We start from the raw sequence: 21,360 nt of genomic DNA on the forward strand, positions 1-21,360 counted from the left end.
GGGCAAATTGTAGGTTTTATCTCAGGTTCAAATTTAAGATTTTAGCAGCACTCCAAACTCTACAATTTGCGTATAGTGGTAGCTAATCACTATATCAATCAAGATACAAGCAGCACTGCTGCGCAAGAGAGAGGTTATTTATACTTTTCCAAAAACTTCTCCAACTCCTCCGTCACCACCACCCTTTTTCTACCCTTCAACTGGTCCTTATCCAGCAAACCTTCTGAATCTACGACTAGTACTTTATGTCCATCCTGTTTTAAACGATCTACACCTTCAAACAGCATTCGGGCACCGACATCATGCATCAAAGTGAGATTAGTCAAATCGAGGATAATGGTACTTTTACCTTCAGGTTCATCCTGCAAAATGCGTAGCAGCATTTCAGACTCAGTAAATTGCAGCACTCCACGCAGTTCATAAACCACGACGTTATTCTTTTTACCCACCGTATAACGGCTTTGCAGAATGGTCTGTGCTGACGGTGTACCTTCCATGAGATGCAGTCCCATATCGTGCGATAGATTTTCAAAGATTCTGACACCACGCACACTGTTACCATGCTCATCAATTTTTGGAGAAAATACCGCAATCCCCACTTGCCCTGGCAGCACTCCAATAATGCCACCTGCCACGCCGCTCTTGGCAGGAATACCCACCGTGGTCAGCCAGTCCCCAGCAGCATCGTACATACCGCAGGTCAGCATGACACTGAGCAATTGCCGGACTAAAGCCCGATCCAGCATGCGCTTACCTGTCTTGGGATGCACACCACCATTGGCCAAGATACTGGTAATCACCGCCAGATCTTTGACGGTGACCTTAATTGCACACTGCTTGATATAACCATGTACGATTTCTTTAGGATCTTCATCCAGCACACCAACGGTACGTAGCATGTAGCCAATCGACATATTACGAAAAGCCGTTTTAATCTCAGAATTATACACCTGCTCATCAAAGGACAATTCACGTCCAGCCAGCCCACTGAGAAAACGGCGTAACTGTTCAGCACGTGATACTGTTTTTTTGGCAGGAATCAGAGAATGTGTGGTAATCGCGCCAGAATTAATCATCGGATTTTTGGGAATATTCCGTTCTTTTTCTAACGAAATCTGGTTAAAGGCCTCTCCCGAAGGTTCTACACCCACTTTTTCCAGAACCTGTTTTAGCCCTAGCTCTTTGATTGCAAGCGCATAGGCAAAAGGCTTGGAAAGAGACTGCATGGTAAATTCAACGTCATCATCCCCGGCAGAATAAATGGTCCCGTCTACGGTCGATAGTGCAAGTCCGAGCTTGTCAGGATTAACCGACGCGAGCTCAGGAATGTAATCTGCCAGTGCGCCTTTTTTATTATCATGACAAGCAGAAAGCACATGATTCAAGTAATCCGGTACCGGCGTTTTCATGGCAAATGCTCCCATCTCAATCTTTTATATCATTTTTATTAAAACTGAATACTGAAGACGGTTTTGCTACTTTTATGCAGTTTTATGTTGTGAAAATGGGATATGGACAAAAGAGATAGAGGAAATAAATGAATTCATTGGACAAGATCAGGAAGCTTAAAATAGATAAATTATAAAGATGAGCATACTATTTTCAGATTACAGGTCTATTTCTATCGAGCAATAAACCTGTAACCGATGACAACCAGCTTGATCTTGCAAACAGATTATTTCACCTTAGTTTTGCGAATCATCTTATACAATACTTTTGGCGATAGACGTGACACTAGAACACCCAGTTTTTCTTTAGAGCCCCCCACCACGATATATTCTTCACCACGTTTCAACGCTTCTACAGTCTGACGGGCAAAATCAGCCGGTTCCAGGCCATTTTCAATCGCTTCATCCTGCTTGGCCTGAGGTTTGCCTTCCCCATTTAAGGCATTAAAAGACACATTAGTTTTAATAAAGCCCGGAAAAATCACGGATACCTGAATACCCTGATCTGCCATTTCAGCGCGCAGGCTATTCGCCCACATATGAATCGCGCCTTTGGCTGCTGAATAAGACGCCCGATATTGAGTTCCAAGCAGGCCGGCCACACTGGAAATAAAAGCAATCCGGCCAGATTTCTGTTTTAAAAATGTCGGTAAAACTGTTTTGGTGAAAAACACCTGAGAGAAATAATCGACTTCCATAATGGCGCGTTCAGTCTGCATGGTGGTTTCCTGAATCAGGGCACGCTGGCTGAGTCCGGCATTATTGATTAGCCAATCAATGCGGCCTTTCTCACTCAGCACCTGTTCATAAGCCGTGCGTACCTGACTTTCATCAGTAATATCGGCCACGACTGAGATGTGTTGATCAGGATTCACCAGTCCTGAACGGACTTTTTCCAGTTCTTCCAAACGTCGTGCAGTCAATACTATCTGTGCACCTTGGGCAGCACATTCTTCAGCCAGTGCCTTACCAATTCCTGAAGATGCTCCGGTAATCCAGACTACTTTTCCCTGTAAATTTTCTAGTTTTGCCATTAAATCCTGTCACCCTCTTTATATGAATGTGTTCCTGGCGGCATTTCATCTTCCAGAAATGCCAGCAACTGCTCAAAATAATAACTCATGGTATCCGCATCATAGAGGCTACCGAGTTTATCAAAACGTTTATAACCCAGTTGTGTGGTCAGGTGAATCACACCATTCAATGTTTTATCCACCACCACATTAAATTTCAGCATCTTTTTTGGTTCACGTACCAGATGCGTCACACCCTGATCCACCACCTGAATAAAAGCTTTCAATGCCGGTGAGACATACTGGTTATTGCCACTTTTCATCTGCTCCACGCAGCCCAGCAGTTCCATGATCAGCATGCGCTCTACCGGATAGCGAACAAAATATCCGTCCTCATTTTCATGGGTCATTTTGTACAGATAGTTCACCATAGGAATCAGTCGGTCATTACCAAAAAACGAAACTGACCATGGCATATATTTGCGAGTCGTTTCTAAAATCTGTTGAATGACTTTTTCAGATTCCTGATCTGGGGAGCTTGAGAGCTGCACCACACGGCCAAAAATCTGGTCAATAATTTCACAGGCAATATCGGCCAGATTTTCACCGAGCAGTTTGGCCAGGCTTTCCTGCTCACCGGCATTAAATCGGGAATGCAGGTCTTTAAAGCGTTGATGGGTATCGGGGTGAATCTTGAGAGAAATGCTATAGCTCATCTTGTTATCCTTTTTTTAATCGTCTGCGATGAGTCGCGTTTTTATCAATCTATCATACGTTGAGTTCAGGCAACTGCCAATTGGCGAAAGTTTGCTTTTGGTTAAGCTGCCGCATGCCTTGATTTTTTTGCTACAATAGATGCAATTTTTTATCCACTTTTGATCTGTTTAGACTATGACTGATTCAGCGCAAAATATTGCTACGACCTACGATCCGACCGAGATCGAGAAAAAATGGTACCAAACCTGGGAAGAGCGCGGTTACTTCAAGCCGTCTCAAAAAGGTGAATCATTCTGTATCATGATTCCGCCGCCAAACGTCACTGGTAGCTTGCACATGGGTCATGGTTTTAACAATGCCATCATGGATGCCTTGACTCGTTATAACCGTATGTCAGGCAAAAATACCTTATGGCAGCCAGGTACTGACCATGCGGGGATCGCAACTCAGATGGTTGTTGAGCGTCAGTTAGGTGCTCAAGGCGTAAGTCGTCATGATCTGGGGCGTGAGAAGTTCATCGAAAAAGTCTGGGAATGGAAAGAACAGTCTGGCGGTAACATTACCCGTCAAATCCGTCGTTTGGGTTCTTCAGTAGACTGGTCACGTGAACGCTTCACCATGGATGAAGGTTTATCCAATGCCGTTAAAGAAGTATTCGTGAAACTGCATGAAGAAGGCCTGATTTACCGCGGCAAACGTCTGGTGAACTGGGATCCTAAACTGCAAACTGCCCTGTCTGACCTTGAAGTAGAATCTGATAAAGAAGAACAAAGCTCATTGTGGCACTTCAAATATTTCTTTGAGGATAAATCGCTGCGCACTCAAGATGGCAAAGACCATATTGTCGTTGCAACCACTCGTCCAGAAACATTACTCGGTGATACTGCGGTTGCGGTCAACCCTGAAGATGAGCGATATGCACATCTTGTCGGCAAAAATATTGTATTGCCAATTACTGGCCGTACCGTTGCCATCGTTGCTGACGAATATGTAGAAAAAGAATTCGGTACAGGCTGTGTGAAAATTACGCCTGCGCATGACTTCAATGACTATGAAGTGGGTAAACGCTGTGGTCTGGCACTGATCAATATCTTCAACAAAAATGCCGAAGTTCTGGCTGAGTTTGAATATATCGAAAAAGCCGGCGAACAGATTTCTAAAACCATCCCTGCACCTGCAGACTACATTGGTTTAGAACGTTTTGAAGCGCGTAAAAAACTGGTTGAGCAAGCTGAAGCAGAAGGCTGGTTAGATCAAATCCAACCTTACACTCTGAAACCACCTCGTGGTGACCGTTCAGGCGTGATCGTTGAGCCACTTCTAACAGACCAATGGTATGTAAAAATTGCTCCACTGGCTGAACCTGCTATTGAAGCGGTTAAAGATGGCCGTATCAAGTTCGTTCCTGAGCAGTACAGCAATATGTACATGTCATGGATGAACAACATTCAGGACTGGTGTATCTCGCGTCAATTATGGTGGGGTCACCGTATTCCGGCCTGGTACGATGCTGAAGGCAATGTATTTGTCGGTCGTAACGAAGAAGAAGTTCGTGCGAAACACGGTATTGCACCTGAAGTTGAATTGAAACAGGACGAAGATGTACTGGATACCTGGTTCTCTTCTGGTTTGTGGACATTCTCAACATTAGGTTGGACTGGCGACGAAGCGAAAGATAAAGAAAACTATTTCTTGAATACTTTCCACCCGACTGATGTTCTTGTCACTGGTTTCGACATCATTTTCTTCTGGGTTGCCCGTATGATCATGATGACCATGCACTTCATGAAAAATGAAGATGGCACACCACAAGTACCGTTCAAAACTGTGTATGTACACGGTCTGGTACGTGATGGCGAAGGTCAGAAGATGTCTAAGTCTAAGGGTAATGTACTTGACCCATTAGACCTGATTGACGGTGTTGATCTGGAAACCTTGGTACAAAAACGTACTTTCGGTCTGATGAATCCAAAACAGGCTGCGAAGATTGAGAAATCTACCCGTAAAGAATTCCCTGAAGGTATTCAGGCTTACGGTACTGACGCGGTACGTTTCACTTTCTGTGCGCTTGCCAATACTGGCCGTGACATCAAATTCGACATGAAACGTGTGGAAGGTTACCGTAACTTCGCCAACAAAATCTGGAACGGTACTCGTTTCGTGATGATGAACGTGGAAGGTCAAACCGTTGGTCAAACTGCACGTCCTGATCTTTGGGAATTGCCTGAACAATGGATCGTGAGCCGTCTGCAAAAAGCGGAACAAGCAGTTCAGCAAGCATTCGCGACTTACCGTTTAGACCTGGCTGCGCAAGCGATCTACGAGTTCATCTGGAATGAATACTGTGACTGGTATGTCGAGCTGACTAAACCGGTTCTAAACGATGAAAACGTATCTGAAGAGCGTAAAGCTGAAGTTCGTCGTGTGTTATTGGCTGTGATGGAAGCGTCTTTACGTCTTGCTCACCCGATCATGCCTTACCTGACTGAAGAAATCTGGCAAACGCTTGCACCTAAACTGGGAATCTCTGGCGAAACCATCATGCTGGCTCAGTACCCTGTTGCTGACGAAGCGAAGATCAACGAACAGGCTGAAGCAGATATGCAATGGCTGCAAGGTCTGATCGGTGCGGTACGTAACATCCGTGGTGAAATGGGTCTAGGTAATGCGCGTTTGTTGCCTGTTCTGCTGCAAAATACCACTGATGCTGAAAAAGCACAGATTGCACGTATTGAACCGTTGTTCAAAGCATTGGCGAAAGTTGAAAGTATCACCTTCCTGGCTGATGGCGAGCAACCTCCTCTGTCTTCTTCTTCAGTAGTCGGTCACGTATCTGTATTCGTTCCAATGAAGGGCTTAATTGATCCTAAAGCGGAATTGGGTCGTCTGCAAAAAGACTTAGACAAGGTTCAGAAACAGCATGACCAAATTGCCAACAAACTTTCTAATGAAGGTTTCGTAAGTAAAGCGCCCGCGGCTGTGGTTGAAGGTGAGAAAGTGAAACTTGCTGAGTTTGCTGACCAACTAGCGAAAATTAAAGCGAATATGGAGCAGATTGCGGCGCTTTAATGTGTTGTTATTTTGATTCAAAAATCCCCTCTTAGTGAGGGGATTTTTTATTCGACAATAATTGGAATTTCTATAATTTCTTCATTTGCATATTCTTCACAATGTAAATTTATAATTATATTTCCTTTCCCTTTGTCTAAAGGAAATAAATAATAATCATTATAAGAACGACCTAAGGTATGTAATAAATTTCCCATCTTAATGATTATTCTTCCTTGATTATCTAAGTAATTATAATCACCTTGAGCATTAGGCATTTTAGGAACAGTTATTCCCCTTATAGGATCTACTCTCATTATTGAAGCAAGATTTTCTGAGTTATGGCCTAACAATGAATTTGATAAACCATAAATACCTTTAAATGGATTAACAGCATCTAATTTTTTCTTTTTAAGGTCAGCTTTCGCTTGACTAAGTGGGTTCCACAAAGGCGTTGGTATAATTTCTAAGCTCTTTTTCTTCAAATCTTCAATTATTTTCAGTCTTTCTTTTTCTTCACCTTTTTCTTCAACGTAAATAAAATCAGGAAACTTTATTGAAATATAAACTTGGTTAGCTTTCAAAGTACCATCATTTGAAACTCTAAAGCTAATCTCTTTTAAATCGTTTTCCAATATGCTCTTTAAATTTATCAATCTATTAAATTCAAGTATCTTTTCAACCGTTATTTCGGATAAATCATGATTATATTTTTCAACGCTTTCAGTAGATAAAAACTCTTTTAAATCATCGTCAATAGCAGACCAATCAATAGGCTCTCTACTTTTATAATATAGTTCTTTATATTCTTGATATTTTAAAATTAAAGGCTCACCATCATTCATTTCTAAAGTTAATTTTGGTAGGCGTACTTGTTGATTACGCTTAAAATTTTCATTTTCCTCTCTAAGCTTACGATTTTCTTCATTCAAGCGAACCAACTCCGAAGCTAATCCTTCATTTTGTTGGTTTCCACGTACCCAACCTATTAGATCATTGTCTTGAATGATTTTACCAAGGCATTTGTGAACAGCTAATTGAATATCTTTAGTGTCAATAAAAAATTCACACATTGAACTTAATACTTTCTTCTTAAATTTTTTCAATTTTTCAGGATTTTGATTTTCAACCTGCGCTACTGTTTTTTGATTTAATGCTTCATCTTTGATAACTATTACAAATAAAGGTTTTTTAATAGAAAGTGCATATTCATATTCCAAATGCGTGTAACTTTTTCCACTCTTTGTTTCAATGGAACCGTAACGTCCACCTAGTATCAACATATAAATATCAGATTCATCAATCCATCTTTTAATTATGTCCCACTGACTTTGATTTGAACTTGTGAATAATTCCATACCTGCAGGGATATGCCCAGCTTGTAAGATAGCTTCAACTGCTGCCTGACGCTCATCGAGCAAATCTGTATATGTAGAACTAATAAATACTTGATATTTTTTTGCTGAACTCATCTTAATATTTCTTTTAGCTTCAATCATCTAAGATTAAATCATAATTATTTTTTTATAAACCCTCACCCCAGCCCTCTCCCATAGGGAGAGGGAGTAGTCATTTGATTTAATCCCTACTTGAATTTCACAACGGAGTTCCCTCTCCTTTCAGGAGAGGGTTAGGGAGAGGTGCTTTTGCTATTAAGCTCCAAACAAACATTCCATAAATCTTCTAATACAGAATCAATTTCCCTCAACACATCATGATTCCAATATCGCACAACAACGAAACCCAAAGCCTCTAAAAACTTGGTTCTTTCAGCATCATATCCAATAACGTTATCTGTTCCATGCTGTCCACCATCTACCTCAATCACCAAACCAATTTCATGACAATAAAAATCTACAATAAAGGAAGCAATCACATGCTGACGGCGAAACTTGAGATTCATAAAGCGTTTAGCACGAAGCAATTGCCACATCAGGTTTTCTGCATCTGTAGCAGAGTGGCGCATGGATTTAGCGAATTCTAATAATTGAGGATCTATTTTCATTTTATTTCTTCTTAATATTATTCTTATTATATGATACACAATGGAATTCCCTCTTCTGAGCAAGTTTTAAAGCACTGCTTTAAAACGAAGCGCAAGTGAGGGTTAGGGAGAGGTGAATCTAAAAAATAACCCTCACCCCGACCCTTTCCCAAAGGAAGAGGGAGAAAAACATTAGAGCATCCCATGCCTTAAAAACATCTCTAATCCTTTCACCTTTTTGATATGCATCAAACGTTCTTTTTCTACTTTAATTTGCTGCTTGATAGTAGAAGTATCTTCATCAATCTGTTTATACAGATCAGCAATTTGAACCTTACCTTTTGCCTTTTTGACTGCAATTCTGGTTTTTGATGACCAGACTAATCGATTGATCAATGCATCAATCTGCTCTTGTAACTTCTGGCTCTGCACATCCAAAGCCAGTTGATACAGCTTGACTTGCTCTGCACTTAAACTCTTTTGCGAAGGATCTCGGTCTTGCTCAATCTGAAGCTGCATTTTCAGTAAAGCAAACAAATCTTGTTCTGCATAGGCCTCATTGGCACGTTGCAACAATTCAGTTTTTTTAATCTTTTTTACATCATTTGCTTCACGATCCGGATGAATCGCCGCAGCAATCTTTAAATATACAGATTTCACTGACTGCTCTGCCATCGCAGCCGCCTGTTCCTGTTTTACCTGCTGGCGTTTTAGTTTGGCCTGCTCGCGGATTTGCTGAAAATGATCAGAGGCCCATTCTTCAAATCCCTCAGCATCAGCCGGATCTGGGACATTTTCATTCTTAAAAAACCTTTCCAGTTCATTGGTCTTTTTTTGGCTTTTTCTGAATTGAGCATGTTCAGCGCGTTGCTGATAATAAGTGAAGATTTCATTTACCTTATTGGCTTCTTGCGCTGACATCGCCTGAGAATCTTGCAGATAATCTGCCAGATACTGAATCTTCTCATCCAGTACTACCAACTCGGCCTTGGTAAAATCTGTTTCCTGTAAATGCGTCCAGAGCTGTTCAAGCTGCTTAAACAGAACACCATGCAATTCATGATAGACCGGCATGAAGGTTTTATGCGTATATTGCTGTAAGTCTTCTTCAGCCTGTTGCCATTGTTTTAACTCCAACTTCTGCTGTTCGATTTTATCAATCAGACGATCCAGCTTCTTCTGCTGTGGCGAAAGCGCTGTGAATGGCTGGATCATGGTTTTTAAGTCAAAGAGCATGGCAGCAGAAAGACCCAAGGAAATCTTATCTATATTAATTCTTTCAGCTTTCGCCACAAAGTTCTTTTCACCTTAGGCTATTGAAATTTGTATCAGAATTAAAAAAAGCAGAACTAAGTCTGCTTTTTTTATGCGGATCTTTATTATTCCAGTACCACACGGCCATTTAAGGACTGCACTGGACGGTTATTTGGATGTCCCATTAGCTTGGAAAATTCTGAAATCTGTTGCTTTGAGGCCTGCTGGATCTCTTTCAGAATTAACCAGCGCACACCTTCAGAACATGGGGGTGTGGTCAGCGAACCGCTAAAGCGGTAATAATCCAGATTCTTAGGCAACATCTCATTTACAGGTTGCGGGTTCTTCAAGACGACTTTTTCACCTTGCTTTTTCGGCAAGCGATTCCACATACGTTTAAGCATCGGATTTTCTGTGCCCTGTTCAAACATCATCGCCACTACAGCAAGTTCCCCTTGAGTATTGGCATGGACAAAATGAATCTCTAGAGGATAGCTCTTGCCCTTAATCAGGTTTTCACTTGGGCTATGCAGATGAAACTGTTTCAGCACAAAAGTTTCACCATCCAGCTGCAATTCCCCGCCTTGAGCAAAGTCCACCTGAACGGTATGACCCTTATTTTCAATCGCGTGAATCATGGTGTTATAGCTAAACTTGAGCGGTTCCAATTCAGCTTTGACTGTTCGCTCAATATTGATCGGTGACTGGTTCAGTCCACTACAGGCTGAATATTTCTGGTTTAGAGTCGACCATTGTTCAGGCTGATTATAGTTCCAGTCTGCATCTGCACATACCGCTGTACTTAAGCCCATAACCGTTAAAAGCGTGAATATCTTTTTCACAATACATCCTTTCTTGGAAGTCAAAATCAATATTTTTAATTTAAAAAACAGATTTTTAGCTTGCTTTAATCGCTATATTTTTCAGGGCACAACATACAGAAATTTATAAGTATCACGTTATTTGATTACAAATCATTAAATAGTTCTCATTATTCCTAGGAAATTGCTCAGATTTTATCTTGATATATTTCAGTAGGATATTATTTGTACTGATTAAAAATCACACAGAGTAAAATGTGAACTGGTTCAAATTTTACTCTGTTGAATAATCAATCAATATTTACATGAAATATCTATCTTATTTTCTCAAAATCGCTATATCTTTTACTCATAGCAATCACATTCAAAAAACATAATTTATTTTTATTCAAAAACTTACACAATTACAGCAGCAAACTAACAGCCGAGATTGATAGACTCGTAACAAAGAGTGATCTGGAATAATAACAATGGACTGGGCCACCATATTTATAAATGATACGACCTGGGAATTTGCCACAGAAATTTTGCTGCGCTGTGTAGTGATGTACGCGATGATTATCCTGTTTCTACGGCTGACAGGTAAACGTGGGGTACGACAACTTTCGATCTTTGAAGTCACCATCATTCTTGCTTTGGGTTCCATTGCTGGCGATCCGATGTTTACGGAAGATCTTCCTCTGATCCAGGCAGCGCTGATCATGTCGGTGATCATTTTTCTGTATCGCCTCACCACCTGGCTCATGATGAAATTTCAATGGTTTGAAGACCTGCTCGAAGGCAAACCGATTCATATTGTGGAAGATGGTTTACTGGTCATTGATGAAATTAAAAAAGGCAAAATGTCTCATGATGAATTCTTTGCTGAAATGCGTCAGCAAGGCATTGAACATTTGGGTCAGGTGCGTTTAGGTTTACTGGAAACTGACGGTAAATTCAGCATTTTGTATTTCCATCCAGATGATGTTCGGCATGGGCTCCCGCTTTTCCCTAAATCCTGCTGCATAGTCAAAGAAGTCAAGCCAGAAGAGCTTTATGCCTGTATTTATTGCGGTCAAGTCCAGCATTTAAAAGAAGCGGAACAAACTTGTCCACGCTGTCATTCTCACCAATGGGCAAAAGCCATGAATAGTCACCGGATTACTTAAAGCTGCTTAAGCCGCTGCAAATGATCAAAGATTTCTGGTAATTGCGGAATCTTATATTGAATATGTCCGGCATCCGGATGGAAACCTTGCATCCATAAAGCATGCATACCTGCGGCTGTTGCGCCTTGAATATCATTAACAGGATGATCGCCAATATATAGACACTTCTCTGGCTGCACGCCTAAACGCTCTGCGGTAATCTGAAAAATTTCTGCCTGCGGTTTGCTGAAACCGACCAATCCTGAACTGACAATCTCATCAAAATACTCTGCAATACCTAAACCGCGAATAGTATTTAATCGGGTCTCATGTCCACCATTAGACACAATGGCTAAGCGATAACCTTCAGTTTTAAGCTGTTTTAATACTTGCCCTGCTTGCGGCATCTCTACGGCGAAACGTCCAAACTGACTGAACCAGAACTGCGCTAGCTCATCTAGATCTGGTGGAGTTAACCATGATAATTCCTGCAACAATGCATATGCAGCTGAAGCGCCAATACTGCCATGAGTCAGCAATTCCTTTTTCGGATAACCGCCATTGTCTATGCGTCGCACAATCTCAATAATTTTCTCAAGTTCAATCTGTGCTAGTGCCGAAGCATAATACTCCGCCAGATAACGGCTATAGGCCTGTGTCGTCAGATCACGATGGGTCAAGGTATTGTCGAGATCAAATAAAACGGCTTGAATAGGCATAATTTTCAAAACGAAATGCTGAAACTTTCAATCATGTTAACAGTCCGAAACTTGTTAGATCAGACATAAAATTGCTAAGTTTTGTTGTTTTGAGCATAAAAAGTGATGCTGAAGTACCGCTTTTTGATAGGAAAATAAAACTCTGGGTTAGAATTTGTATTTTAAGCATGTACAAAATCCCTATGCTTTAATTAAAAACAACCTTCTCCCAAGGTATTGATAAAAAAATCCCACCAAGTGGTGGGATTTTTTTTATTTAGCTTCACATCATCAATTAGAAGCTATATTTACTCATTAAACCAATACGGTTATCTTTGAATTTTTCATTCTTAAAGGTTTTACGCTCACCGTTGACATACTCAATACCAAACTCAAGCGGTTTAACTGGTGAATACACCAGGTTTAACCATGCTTGTTGTACCTCTTTGTTTGCAGTAGGATTGAGGTCTGCATAGTCTGAGTCTTTATCGGCAAACAATGCACCATAACCAAGTGAGGTTTTTAAGTTAGGTAAAATACTGTAGGTTAAGCCCGTTTGTACCGCCCAAATTTCATTTTGCTCAATATTACGGTTATCTTCATCATCTACGAATGCAGCATTGGCATTGGTACCATACAAAATACCGTTTACACCTTTGGTATAGCTGACATCCAGCGTCGCTTTTAAAGGATCAAGTACTTGATACGTTGTACCTGCTGCTAGACCCCAACCTGCTTTACGCTTATTGACGTCTTCATCTTTATAAACTTCAACTAAAGCACGCGCAGACGCATTACCTTTTTTGTCATCAAAGTTGTGTGCCAATTTAGCGGTCAATGTTGGTACGCTTGATTTGATGTCTTCAGCACTTGAGTTTGGTTTTTCTGCCGCCAAGAACAATTGCGTTGCTGGTGTCAAATCAAAACCATAACGAACCATTGGCAGACGGGTAGTACCACCACCGACGTTGGTGCTGAAGTCAATCATAAACGGTGCATGATTTGACAAGAAGTTAGATTGGGTTTGACCAATCAACCAATTTTCATAGGTTAAATATGCTTGACGTATACGGAATGAATCGTTAGTACCTGCAAAATCACTTTCAAGTTTACCGCCAACCTCTGCACCGTTAACACTGGTTTTAAAATCTAAACCCAATCGTGTTGTTTTTGCGGTTGCGACTAACTTGTCTCTGGTTTGACCATTGGTTTTAGCAACGTCAGAGAAGTCTCCTGCTGAACCTTCAATGATATAGTTTGCATCACCACGAACGAAACCATATAGCTTCACTTCAGTATCTGATTTTGTACTTAGTGCTTTCAGTGCAGCTGCTGATGGTTGTGGTGCTGCTTTAACTTGTTCAATCTGCACGGCTTGATTTTGCTGAACTTGTTGCTGCTGTGTTACTAATGCTTTTAGTGCTTCAATTTCTTGACGCAGCTGCTTAATTTCTTTTTGCTCTTGTGTTTCAGCATGTGCAACCGTCCCCATCATCAAGGTTGTTACGGCAACTGCTAATCCCTTAGCTAAAAACTTTCGTGTTAAAACTTGATTCATTAAATTCTCCATATTGAACAAACGTTCATTGGCTTTGAAAGTTCACTGATTCCCACTAAAATATAAAGCGTGTGGAATATCTATAATTATAAATTGACTTATTTTATTATCTCGCGAGATCACTCACGAACAATGTGCATAGTTAGAAACCATCCTTATCATGTTACATGATTTTACTGGATTTATGTTTTTTAACTATACCTACATAATAAGCCGTATAAAAACATCAGAAATTTAACAATTTTAGACTCAGTTTGAAATCATTTTTATCTCATACTTTTAGCTAAAATATGTATTAACGACACTTTTAAAATAATTTGATTATTTTTTTAATACGGCTTTAATTGATGCGTTGCAATGATCAGGAGTCTTGCTGTGTTCTACCCCAAAATACAATAGGCCATAATAAAAACACGCTGATCCATACAATATATGTTAAATACTGTGCATACCCCCAATAATCCCCTAGTAGCCCGCTCAGGCTATAAAGCCCCCCGCTTATAGTAGCCATCAAGGCGACCTGAAAGGTGAAATCAGTCCCTGCCAGATGCTTGCGACTGTATTGCATCACCAAGGTCAGCATAACCACTAAGAGCATGGCCGATATCATATCTTCAGCAGCATTAATAAGATAAATGATCCAGTTTGTTACTTTATTTTGGATTTCATACTGGCCAGCCAGCCAGGCATAAGCCATTAAAGTCATGATTTTCAGGACAGAGAAAATCAGTAAACTCCGGCTGCGCGACCAGTATTTCAGACACCAGCCAGCCAATCCTGCTCCAATCAGTGCCGCAAATGCACCAAGCATGGTGACATAAAGGCCAATCTGGCTAAAGCTCAGTCCGAGATCTACCATTAACGGTTTTAATAAAGGCCCGGATAAACCATCGGCGATTTTAAAGGTCAGTAAAACCAGAAGCCACCTCGCCAAGGTTAAATCTGACCAGAAGTATTGAAAATAGGTTTTTATATTGCTGAGTGCAGGTCCTTTATCAGCTGGCGTGATAATTTTTGAATGCTGAGGTTCTCTAAAAAGTAAAATGGGTAAAGTATTAAGAAAAACCAGCGCAGCCAGTAACAGAAAGGTACTTTGCCATTGCAGCAGATCGAGCAGCCATAATATGGCCCCGCCTCCGACAATGAATCCCAGACGAGAACCAATCACCTGAAAGGTATTGCCCCAGTGTTGCTGTTCATTTTTTAGAATATTGACTGCCAGTCCATCCGTAGCAATATCCTGAGTAGCGCCGATCCCATTCATCACTAACAACGTGATAAAAAAGATCAACAGGTACAGCGGCTGGTTTAAGGCTTGGATCGGCAAGAAGGACAGCCCAATCAGTACAGCGACAGAAAGCCATTGCAAAGGAATAATCCAGCTTCGATAATGACCTCTAGCTTTTGATCCATGCTGATCGACTAAAGGTGCCCAGAAGATTTTAATCGACCATGGCAGCATGAGCAGGCCAAAGCCACCAATATGTGCCAGAGATACGCCTTCAGCTCGCAGAATGACCGGCAAGGCATGGGTCATAAACCCGACCGGAAGCCCCTGTGCCCAATATAGGGAAAACAATAAAATATAAGTATTCCGCATATTCAGCGCAGGTCCTTAAGGTAAAAATGCTAAAAGCATCCATCATCGCTATACATTTTGCCAATGATCCGGATTTTACAACAGTCTAATATGATCAAAAATAAAGAAAAATATGTTTCAGGATGAGACATCGATGAGTACAACACGTTTCCCCAAACTCCCTCCATTGGTTCCCTCCCGCGGAGGTAAACTGAGCCAAACCCTGTTTAAACAGCTATTTTTGGCTCAGGGCTGGCAGCTCAAAGGCGAATTCCCTAACCTGCCTAAAGCAGTGGCAATTATTTCCCCGCATACCTCGAATATCGATGCCTGGCTAGGTTTTAATGCTCTACTCGGTCTGGGTATTCAGATTACGATTTTTGGTAAAGACAGCCTGTTTCGTACTCCGCTTAAACCTATTCTGGAATGGATCGGTGTAGTTCCTGTAGTACGCGATACACCGCAAGGTCATACCCGACAGATTGTTGACGTGATTAATAAGACAGACCGGATCTGGGTAGGTATGGCACCGGAAGGTTCTCGCAAGGCGCCAGAAAAAATCCGCAGTGGTTTTTATCATATTGCCAAGGCAGCCAATTTGCCGATTGTGATGTTTTCCTTTGACTATGATATCAAGACCATTCATATCCTCGGTGTATATCACCTGACAGGTGATTATGAATATGATCTGGAACAGATCTATAAGCATTATGAAGGTAAATTTTCGGCCAAAAATCCGGATTGGGTCGCCAAGCCGTTACAAAAGCTTTTGAAAAAAGACTAGGCAAAACTGGCTTTTTTTGATGTGATAGCCTGAATTTTGTTGATTTAATCGCCAGTTTTTTATAATGAAATTAGCCCGTTATGTTCTAATTGGCTGCCTGGGTTTAAGCCTTGCAGCATGTGATAAAGCTACTAAAACACCGACTACACCTACTCCTCTTCAGGCTCGTGAACCTGTGGTGGCTATTGCGCTCGGTGGTGGCGGTGCCAAAGGCTTTGCCCATATCGGGGTACTCAAAGTTCTCGAATCGCATGGCATCAAACCGAAGATTGTTACTGGAACCAGTGCCGGAAGCTTCGTGGGTAGCCTGTATGCCAGTGGCAAATCTCCTTATCAGTTGCAGCAAATTGCCCTGAACTTTAAGGAATCTGATATTCGTGATTTAACCTTGAACCGTCAAGGGATTATTGCCGGACAGAAACTGCAGGATTTCGTCAATAAAAATGTGGCGAATAAACCGATTGAACAGTTCCCGATTCGCTTCGCGGCAGTGGCAACCCGCCTGGACAATGGCCGTAAAGCTGACTTTATTAAAGGCAATGCCGGACAAGCCGTGCGTGCCTCTTGCAGTATTCCGAATGTCTTTGTACCCGCTGTAATTGGCGGTACAAAATATGTCGATGGCGGTCTGGTTAGTCCAATTCCAGTAAAAACGGCCAAAGATATGGGAGCTGATATTGTTATTGCCGTAGATATATCTGCACGTCCGGACAGCAATAAAGCACTCAACATGTGGGGCGTACTGGACCAGACTATTAATATTATGGGTCAGCAAAGTATCAATGAAGAACTCAGGCAAGCTAATATCGTGATCCAGCCTAAAGTAGGTCATATTGGTACGCTGGATTTAAAAGCCAGCAATGAAACCATTCTCGAAGGTGAAAAAGCCGCGCAACTAAAAATCCGTTCAATTGAAAAAGCCATCAGTGATTTTAGGCAGTCTCCGGCTGCATTCAAGCCTGCACGACCGGCAAAATTTTAATCAGAAATTTTTTATATTCATCTGCTGCAGCATCTGCTACATTGGAAGTAAATCATATAAAGATGATGATTAATTAAATACTTAGCAATATAGGTCACGATATGGAATTAGTTCTTGAACCTTGGCACTGGTTTGTATTGGGAATACTTCTTATTCTGTCAGAATTACTCCTGCCCGCTTTTGCTGCCCTCTGGTTCGGGATTGGTGCCATTATGGTCGGCATTCTGTACTGGATGTTCCCGATGATGGGACTGACCACCCAGATCCTGACCTGGATCATCCTGTCTGTTCTTTGTACCTTGCTTTGGTTTAAGTTTATCAAGCCGCTTTCTATCGACAAGACCAAAGCCGGCTTGTCGCGTGAGGCCACTATTGGCCAAATTGGCATGGTGATTCAGACCGATCTTGAACAGGATCAGATCCGGGTCCGTTTTCCGCTGCCAGTTTTAGGCTCGGATGAATGGGATTGCCGTGCTCTGGATAAAGTTCAGGTTGGGGATCGTGTCCGTGTTGTCGATATTCTGGGAAATGACCTGGTTGTACAGCCCCACAGCACTCAATATCAAAACGAAAAAGGTGAATAAATTATGTCTGCTGGCACTATCATTGTTATTGCGTTCTTGGCCTTTGTTGCGATTACCATTTTTAAAGGTGTACGGATTGTTCCACAAGGCTATAAATGGATCGTACAACGTCTGGGTAAATACCACACCACACTTAATCCTGGCCTGAATTTTGTCATTCCTTATGTAGATGAAGTGGCTTATAAAGTCACCACCAAAGATATCGTTCTGGATATTCCTTCGCAGGAAGTAATTACCCGCGATAACGCCGTCTTGCTGATGAATGCGGTGGCTTATATCAACCTGACAACTCCTGAAAAAGCGGTGTACGGGATTGAGAACTACTCATGGGCAATTCAGAACCTGGTACAAACTTCGCTACGTTCAATCGTGGGTGAAATGGATCTGGATGATGCCTTATCTTCGCGTGATCATATCAAGGCACGTTTAAAGTCCAGCATTTCTGATGATATTTCAGACTGGGGAATCACCTTAAAGACGGTTGAAATTCAGGATATCAAACCTTCTGTAACCATGCAGACGGCGATGGAAGAACAGGCAGCGGCAGAGCGTCAACGTCGTGCAACCGTCACTAAAGCGGATGGTGAAAAACAGGCCGCCATTCTGGAAGCTGATGGTCGTCTGGAAGCATCTCGTCGTGATGCAGAAGCACAAGTCGTACTGGCAGAATCTTCCCAACGTGCGATTGATATGGTGAGTCAGGCAATTGGTGACAAGGAAATTCCTGTGGCTTATCTGTTGGGTGAACAATATGTCAAAGCCATGCAGGATATGGCCAAGTCTCCAAATGCCAAGACTGTGGTCTTGCCTGCCGATGTGCTGAATACCATTCGCGGTGTGATGGGACGTCACTAAATTTCAGAGATACTTCACAATAGGCAGCCAACTGGTTGCCTATTTTCTTTCAAAATAAGAAAATCTCAGCAAAGATTGTGAATTTATGGTTAAATTTCGCGTTTATTTTTGAAATCCTCTGGATTCGATGTTGCCTGACTTTCGGATTAAAGTCTTTCGCATCTGTCATAATCCTTGTTTCGATCTACTGTCCAACTTAAAAATGGATACCGTATGAGCTCCCTAAATCCAACCTTAATTACCTTTCTTTTTTATATTGTCGGCATGGTCGTGATTGGCCTGATGGCATACCGTGCGACAAACAACTTTTCTGATTACATCTTAGGGGGCCGACGTTTAGGTAGTTTCGTAACTGCACTTTCTGCAGGGGCTTCCGACATGAGTGGCTGGCTGCTGATGGGCTTGCCGGGTGCAATTTATCTTTCAGGCCTGTCTGAAATGTGGATTGCGATTGGTCTGATTATCGGTGCCTGGCTGAACTGGCTGCTGGTTGCGGGTCGTTTACGGGTCCATACCGAAGTCCAGCATAATGCCCTGACCCTACCGGACTATTTCTCGAACCGTTTTAACGATCAGAAAAAAGTACTGCGTGTGGTTTCTGCATTTGTCATTCTGATTTTCTTTGCAATTTACTGTGCTTCAGGCATGGTGGCAGGTGCGCGGCTGTTCGAAAGTATGTTCGACATGTCTTATAGTACAGCGCTCTGGATCAGTGCGATTGCAACGATCAGTTATGTGTTTATTGGCGGTTTCCTAGCAGTCAGCTGGACGGATACCATTCAGGCAACCCTGATGATCTTCGCCCTGCTTCTTACGCCAATCGTAACCATCCTGACTTTTTCAGATATGTCGCAAGTTACGCTCGCTTTGGAAGCCGCACGTCCACAGGCCATGAACTTGGTCGGTGATCTGAGTACCATCGCGATCCTGTCATTAATGGCATGGGGTTTGGGTTATTTTGGTCAGCCGCATATTTTAGTGCGTTTCATGGCCGCCGATTCAGTGAAGTCGATTCCAAATGCACGCCGTATCGGGATGACCTGGATGACGCTTTGTTTGGGTGGTGCAGTGGCCGCAGGTTTCTTTGGTATTGCCTATTTCCAGCAACATCCGGAACTCGCTGCTGTGGTGAATGCCAATCCTGAAACCGTGTTTATGGAACTGACTAAAATCCTGTTCAATCCATGGATTGCCGGTGTGGTTCTGGCGGCAATTTTGGCCGCGGTGATGAGTACGCTTAGCTGTCAGTTACTGGTTTGTTCAAGTACCCTGACTGAAGACTTCTATAAATCATTCCTGCGTAAAAATGCCTCACAAAAAGAACTGGTTTGGGTCGGTCGTTTGATGGTGCTTCTCATTGCTTTACTGGCGATCTGGATGGCTGGTAATCCTGAATCTAAAGTCTTGGGTCTGGTGGCGTATGCCTGGGCAGGTTTTGGCGCTGCTTTTGGTCCACTGATTATTCTGTCTCTGTTCTGGAAACGTATGACTTTAAATGGTGCTTTGGCAGGTATGGTTGTCGGTGCATGCATGGTGATTCTGTGGAAAAATACCATTGGTACAACCGGTCTTGGTTTTATTCCAGCCGGCATCTATGAAATTATTCCAGGCTTTATCTGTTCATGGATTGCGATTGTAGTTGTAAGTCTCTTAGGCAAAGCACCAACAGCTGAAATTACAACACGCTTTGAACAGGCAGAACGTCTGTATAACGAAAGCAAGTAATTCAATATAAAAGAAAAGAGGACTTTAAGTCCTCTTTTTTATGCTTGTTTTAAGCTGATTTCAGGAAGATTAGTTTATTAAAATCAGCTTTTACGTGTCAGCAAGAACTGGGTAATCTGCATCAGTTCATCAGCTTGACCTTCAAAATGATTCAGTGCAGTCATGGCCTGATCATGTAACTGCTGTGCATAGGCCTGGGCTTTCTCTAAACCCATTAATGCTGGATAAGTTGACTTCTCCACCTGTTCATCCTTGCCCGCGGTTTTACCCAGCACTTCTGTATCAGAAATAATATCCAGAATATCGTCCTGCACCTGGAAAGCCAGACCAATCGCTTGCCCGAATTCACGCAGTTTTGGAATGGCCAGATCAGTCCCTTCAAAGATCGTCACCGCTGCCATCATAATCGCTGCACTGATCAAGGCACCAGTTTTATTTCGGTGAATCGTCTCCAGTGCTTCCTGATCAATTTTTTTGCCTTCGGCCTGTAAATCCAGTACCTGACCATTGACCATTTTCGAGGAAGCAGTCGCCAGAATCTGCATCTGCTTCAAGACAATCGCAGGTTCTACTGCAGGCCCCTGATCAAACAGACGACTACCCAGAATTTCAAACGCCATAGATTGCAAAATATCACCCGCCAAAAGAGCCGTATCTTCACCAAAAGCAGCATGACAGGTTGGCTGACCACGACGTAACAAGTCATTGTCCATACATGGCAGATCATCATGTGCCAGTGAATAGCAATGAATAAACTCGATCGCAACTGCGGCACGGCGTACCGCAGCACTATTCTGATTCGGCTTTAATGCAGCAGTGGCATAACAGAGCGCTGGACGTACCCGCTTTCCTCCTAGCATTACGGCATGATGTACTGCCGACTTTAACGGTTCTGGAATGGAAAAGGCTTCCAAAGCAGTCATTAAATCGTGTTGAATCCGTTGTTGTGCTTGAGTTAGTGCATGGGTTGATACGTCAGTGATAGATGACACATTCGCCTCGAATACGTAGCCAGAATAATAAAATGACAGTTTATAAGTGCCTGTCTGTTATCAGGCATTGTACCTAGAATTGCATTGAATTTTCATTCTTAAATCCAAATGTTGTTTCATAATTCTGTATTGAGACTGAAAATAATCAAATCAGAAATATCTTTTTTAATAAAAAAACCACCAGAGAACTG

General features: G+C 42.1%; 18 protein-coding genes. 7 read left to right on the forward strand and 11 right to left on the reverse strand.

What is annotated here, in order from left to right; genetic code table 11:
* Positions 1-134: 134 nt before the first annotated feature.
* The 3 genes from FTU19_RS13530 to FTU19_RS13540 form a co-directional block, all read right to left on the reverse strand.
* Positions 135-1,409 carry a glutaminase gene (locus tag FTU19_RS13530; RefSeq protein WP_180131551.1) on the reverse strand — a complete coding sequence of 425 codons (1,275 nt, stop codon included), beginning with the start codon at positions 1,407-1,409 and terminating at the stop codon, positions 135-137.
* Positions 1,410-1,675: 266 nt separating this feature from the next.
* Positions 1,676-2,482 (reverse strand): SDR family oxidoreductase, encoded by an 807-nt coding sequence (locus tag FTU19_RS13535; protein WP_159122835.1) that lies wholly within the window; start codon positions 2,480-2,482, stop codon positions 1,676-1,678.
* Positions 2,482-3,177 carry a hypothetical protein gene (locus FTU19_RS13540; RefSeq protein ID WP_159122836.1) on the reverse strand — a complete coding sequence of 232 codons (696 nt, stop codon included), beginning with the start codon at positions 3,175-3,177 and terminating at the stop codon, positions 2,482-2,484. Before FTU19_RS13540 ends, FTU19_RS13535 begins: the two co-directional genes overlap by 1 nt.
* Positions 3,178-3,352: 175 nt before the next feature.
* On the opposite strand from FTU19_RS13540, the gene FTU19_RS13545 reads away from it, so the two are divergent.
* Positions 3,353-6,247 (forward strand): valine--tRNA ligase, encoded by a 2,895-nt coding sequence (locus tag FTU19_RS13545; protein WP_180131553.1) that lies wholly within the window; start codon positions 3,353-3,355, stop codon positions 6,245-6,247.
* Positions 6,248-6,294: 47 nt separating this feature from the next.
* On the opposite strand, the gene FTU19_RS13550 is transcribed toward FTU19_RS13545, so the two are convergent.
* The 4 genes from FTU19_RS13550 to FTU19_RS13565 all read right to left on the reverse strand — a co-directional run bounded on the left by FTU19_RS13550 (position 6,295) and on the right by FTU19_RS13565 (position 10,276).
* Complete coding sequence (locus FTU19_RS13550; protein WP_257225467.1) at positions 6,295-7,725, reverse strand: DUF4062 domain-containing protein; 1,431 nt, start codon at positions 7,723-7,725, stop codon at positions 6,295-6,297.
* Between the two features lie 131 nt (positions 7,726-7,856).
* Positions 7,857-8,231 (reverse strand): endonuclease domain-containing protein, encoded by a 375-nt coding sequence (locus tag FTU19_RS13555; RefSeq protein ID WP_180131556.1) that lies wholly within the window; start codon positions 8,229-8,231, stop codon positions 7,857-7,859.
* Between the two features lie 171 nt (positions 8,232-8,402).
* Positions 8,403-9,446, reverse strand: coding sequence for a molecular chaperone DnaJ (locus FTU19_RS13560; RefSeq protein ID WP_180131578.1), 1,044 nt, complete (start codon positions 9,444-9,446; stop codon positions 8,403-8,405).
* Positions 9,447-9,589: 143 nt separating this feature from the next.
* Positions 9,590-10,276 (reverse strand): carbonic anhydrase, encoded by a 687-nt coding sequence (locus FTU19_RS13565; RefSeq protein WP_180131580.1) that lies wholly within the window; start codon positions 10,274-10,276, stop codon positions 9,590-9,592.
* A gap of 479 nt (positions 10,277-10,755) precedes the next feature.
* On the opposite strand from FTU19_RS13565, the gene FTU19_RS13570 reads away from it, so the two are divergent.
* Entirely contained in the window at positions 10,756-11,433 is a 678-nt protein-coding gene (locus FTU19_RS13570) for a DUF421 domain-containing protein (RefSeq protein ID WP_104426479.1), read from the forward strand.
* Here FTU19_RS13570 and FTU19_RS13575 read toward each other — a convergent pair.
* The 3 genes from FTU19_RS13575 to FTU19_RS13585 form a co-directional block, all read right to left on the reverse strand.
* Complete coding sequence (locus tag FTU19_RS13575) at positions 11,430-12,131, reverse strand: HAD family hydrolase (protein WP_180131560.1); 702 nt, start codon at positions 12,129-12,131, stop codon at positions 11,430-11,432. The two genes, FTU19_RS13570 and FTU19_RS13575, sit on opposite strands and share 4 nt — an antisense overlap.
* A 274-nt stretch (positions 12,132-12,405) precedes the next feature.
* Entirely contained in the window at positions 12,406-13,668 is a 1,263-nt protein-coding gene (locus FTU19_RS13580) for a DcaP family trimeric outer membrane transporter (protein ID WP_180131562.1), read from the reverse strand.
* Positions 13,669-14,029: 361 nt separating this feature from the next.
* Positions 14,030-15,268, reverse strand: coding sequence for an MFS transporter (locus FTU19_RS13585; protein WP_180131564.1), 1,239 nt, complete (start codon positions 15,266-15,268; stop codon positions 14,030-14,032).
* 133 nt (positions 15,269-15,401) lie between these two features.
* On the opposite strand from FTU19_RS13585, the gene FTU19_RS13590 reads away from it, so the two are divergent.
* The 5 genes from FTU19_RS13590 (at position 15,402) to putP (ending at position 20,177) form a co-directional block, all read left to right on the forward strand.
* Positions 15,402-16,031 (forward strand): 1-acyl-sn-glycerol-3-phosphate acyltransferase, encoded by a 630-nt coding sequence (locus tag FTU19_RS13590; RefSeq protein WP_180131566.1) that lies wholly within the window; start codon positions 15,402-15,404, stop codon positions 16,029-16,031.
* A 64-nt stretch (positions 16,032-16,095) separates the two neighbouring features.
* On the forward strand, positions 16,096-17,013 hold the full coding sequence (locus tag FTU19_RS13595) for a patatin-like phospholipase family protein (RefSeq protein WP_180131570.1): 918 nt from the start codon (positions 16,096-16,098) through the stop codon (positions 17,011-17,013).
* A 101-nt stretch (positions 17,014-17,114) separates the two neighbouring features.
* Entirely contained in the window at positions 17,115-17,597 is a 483-nt protein-coding gene (locus FTU19_RS13600; protein ID WP_004783073.1) for an NfeD family protein, read from the forward strand.
* A gap of 3 nt (positions 17,598-17,600) precedes the next feature.
* Complete coding sequence (locus tag FTU19_RS13605) at positions 17,601-18,452, forward strand: SPFH domain-containing protein (protein WP_005234507.1); 852 nt, start codon at positions 17,601-17,603, stop codon at positions 18,450-18,452.
* Between the two features lie 213 nt (positions 18,453-18,665).
* Positions 18,666-20,177 (forward strand): sodium/proline symporter PutP, encoded by a 1,512-nt coding sequence (gene putP / locus FTU19_RS13610; protein WP_180131573.1) that lies wholly within the window; start codon positions 18,666-18,668, stop codon positions 20,175-20,177.
* Positions 20,178-20,260: 83 nt separating this feature from the next.
* Here the strand turns inward: putP and FTU19_RS13615 are convergent, their stop codons facing one another.
* Positions 20,261-21,169 carry a farnesyl diphosphate synthase gene (locus FTU19_RS13615; RefSeq protein WP_179993358.1) on the reverse strand — a complete coding sequence of 303 codons (909 nt, stop codon included), beginning with the start codon at positions 21,167-21,169 and terminating at the stop codon, positions 20,261-20,263.
* Between the last annotated feature and the right edge of the window lie 191 nt (positions 21,170-21,360).

Origin of the sequence: Acinetobacter sp. YH12072, from assembly GCF_013419565.1 — a bacterium.
Lineage (GTDB): Bacteria > Pseudomonadota > Gammaproteobacteria > Pseudomonadales > Moraxellaceae > Acinetobacter.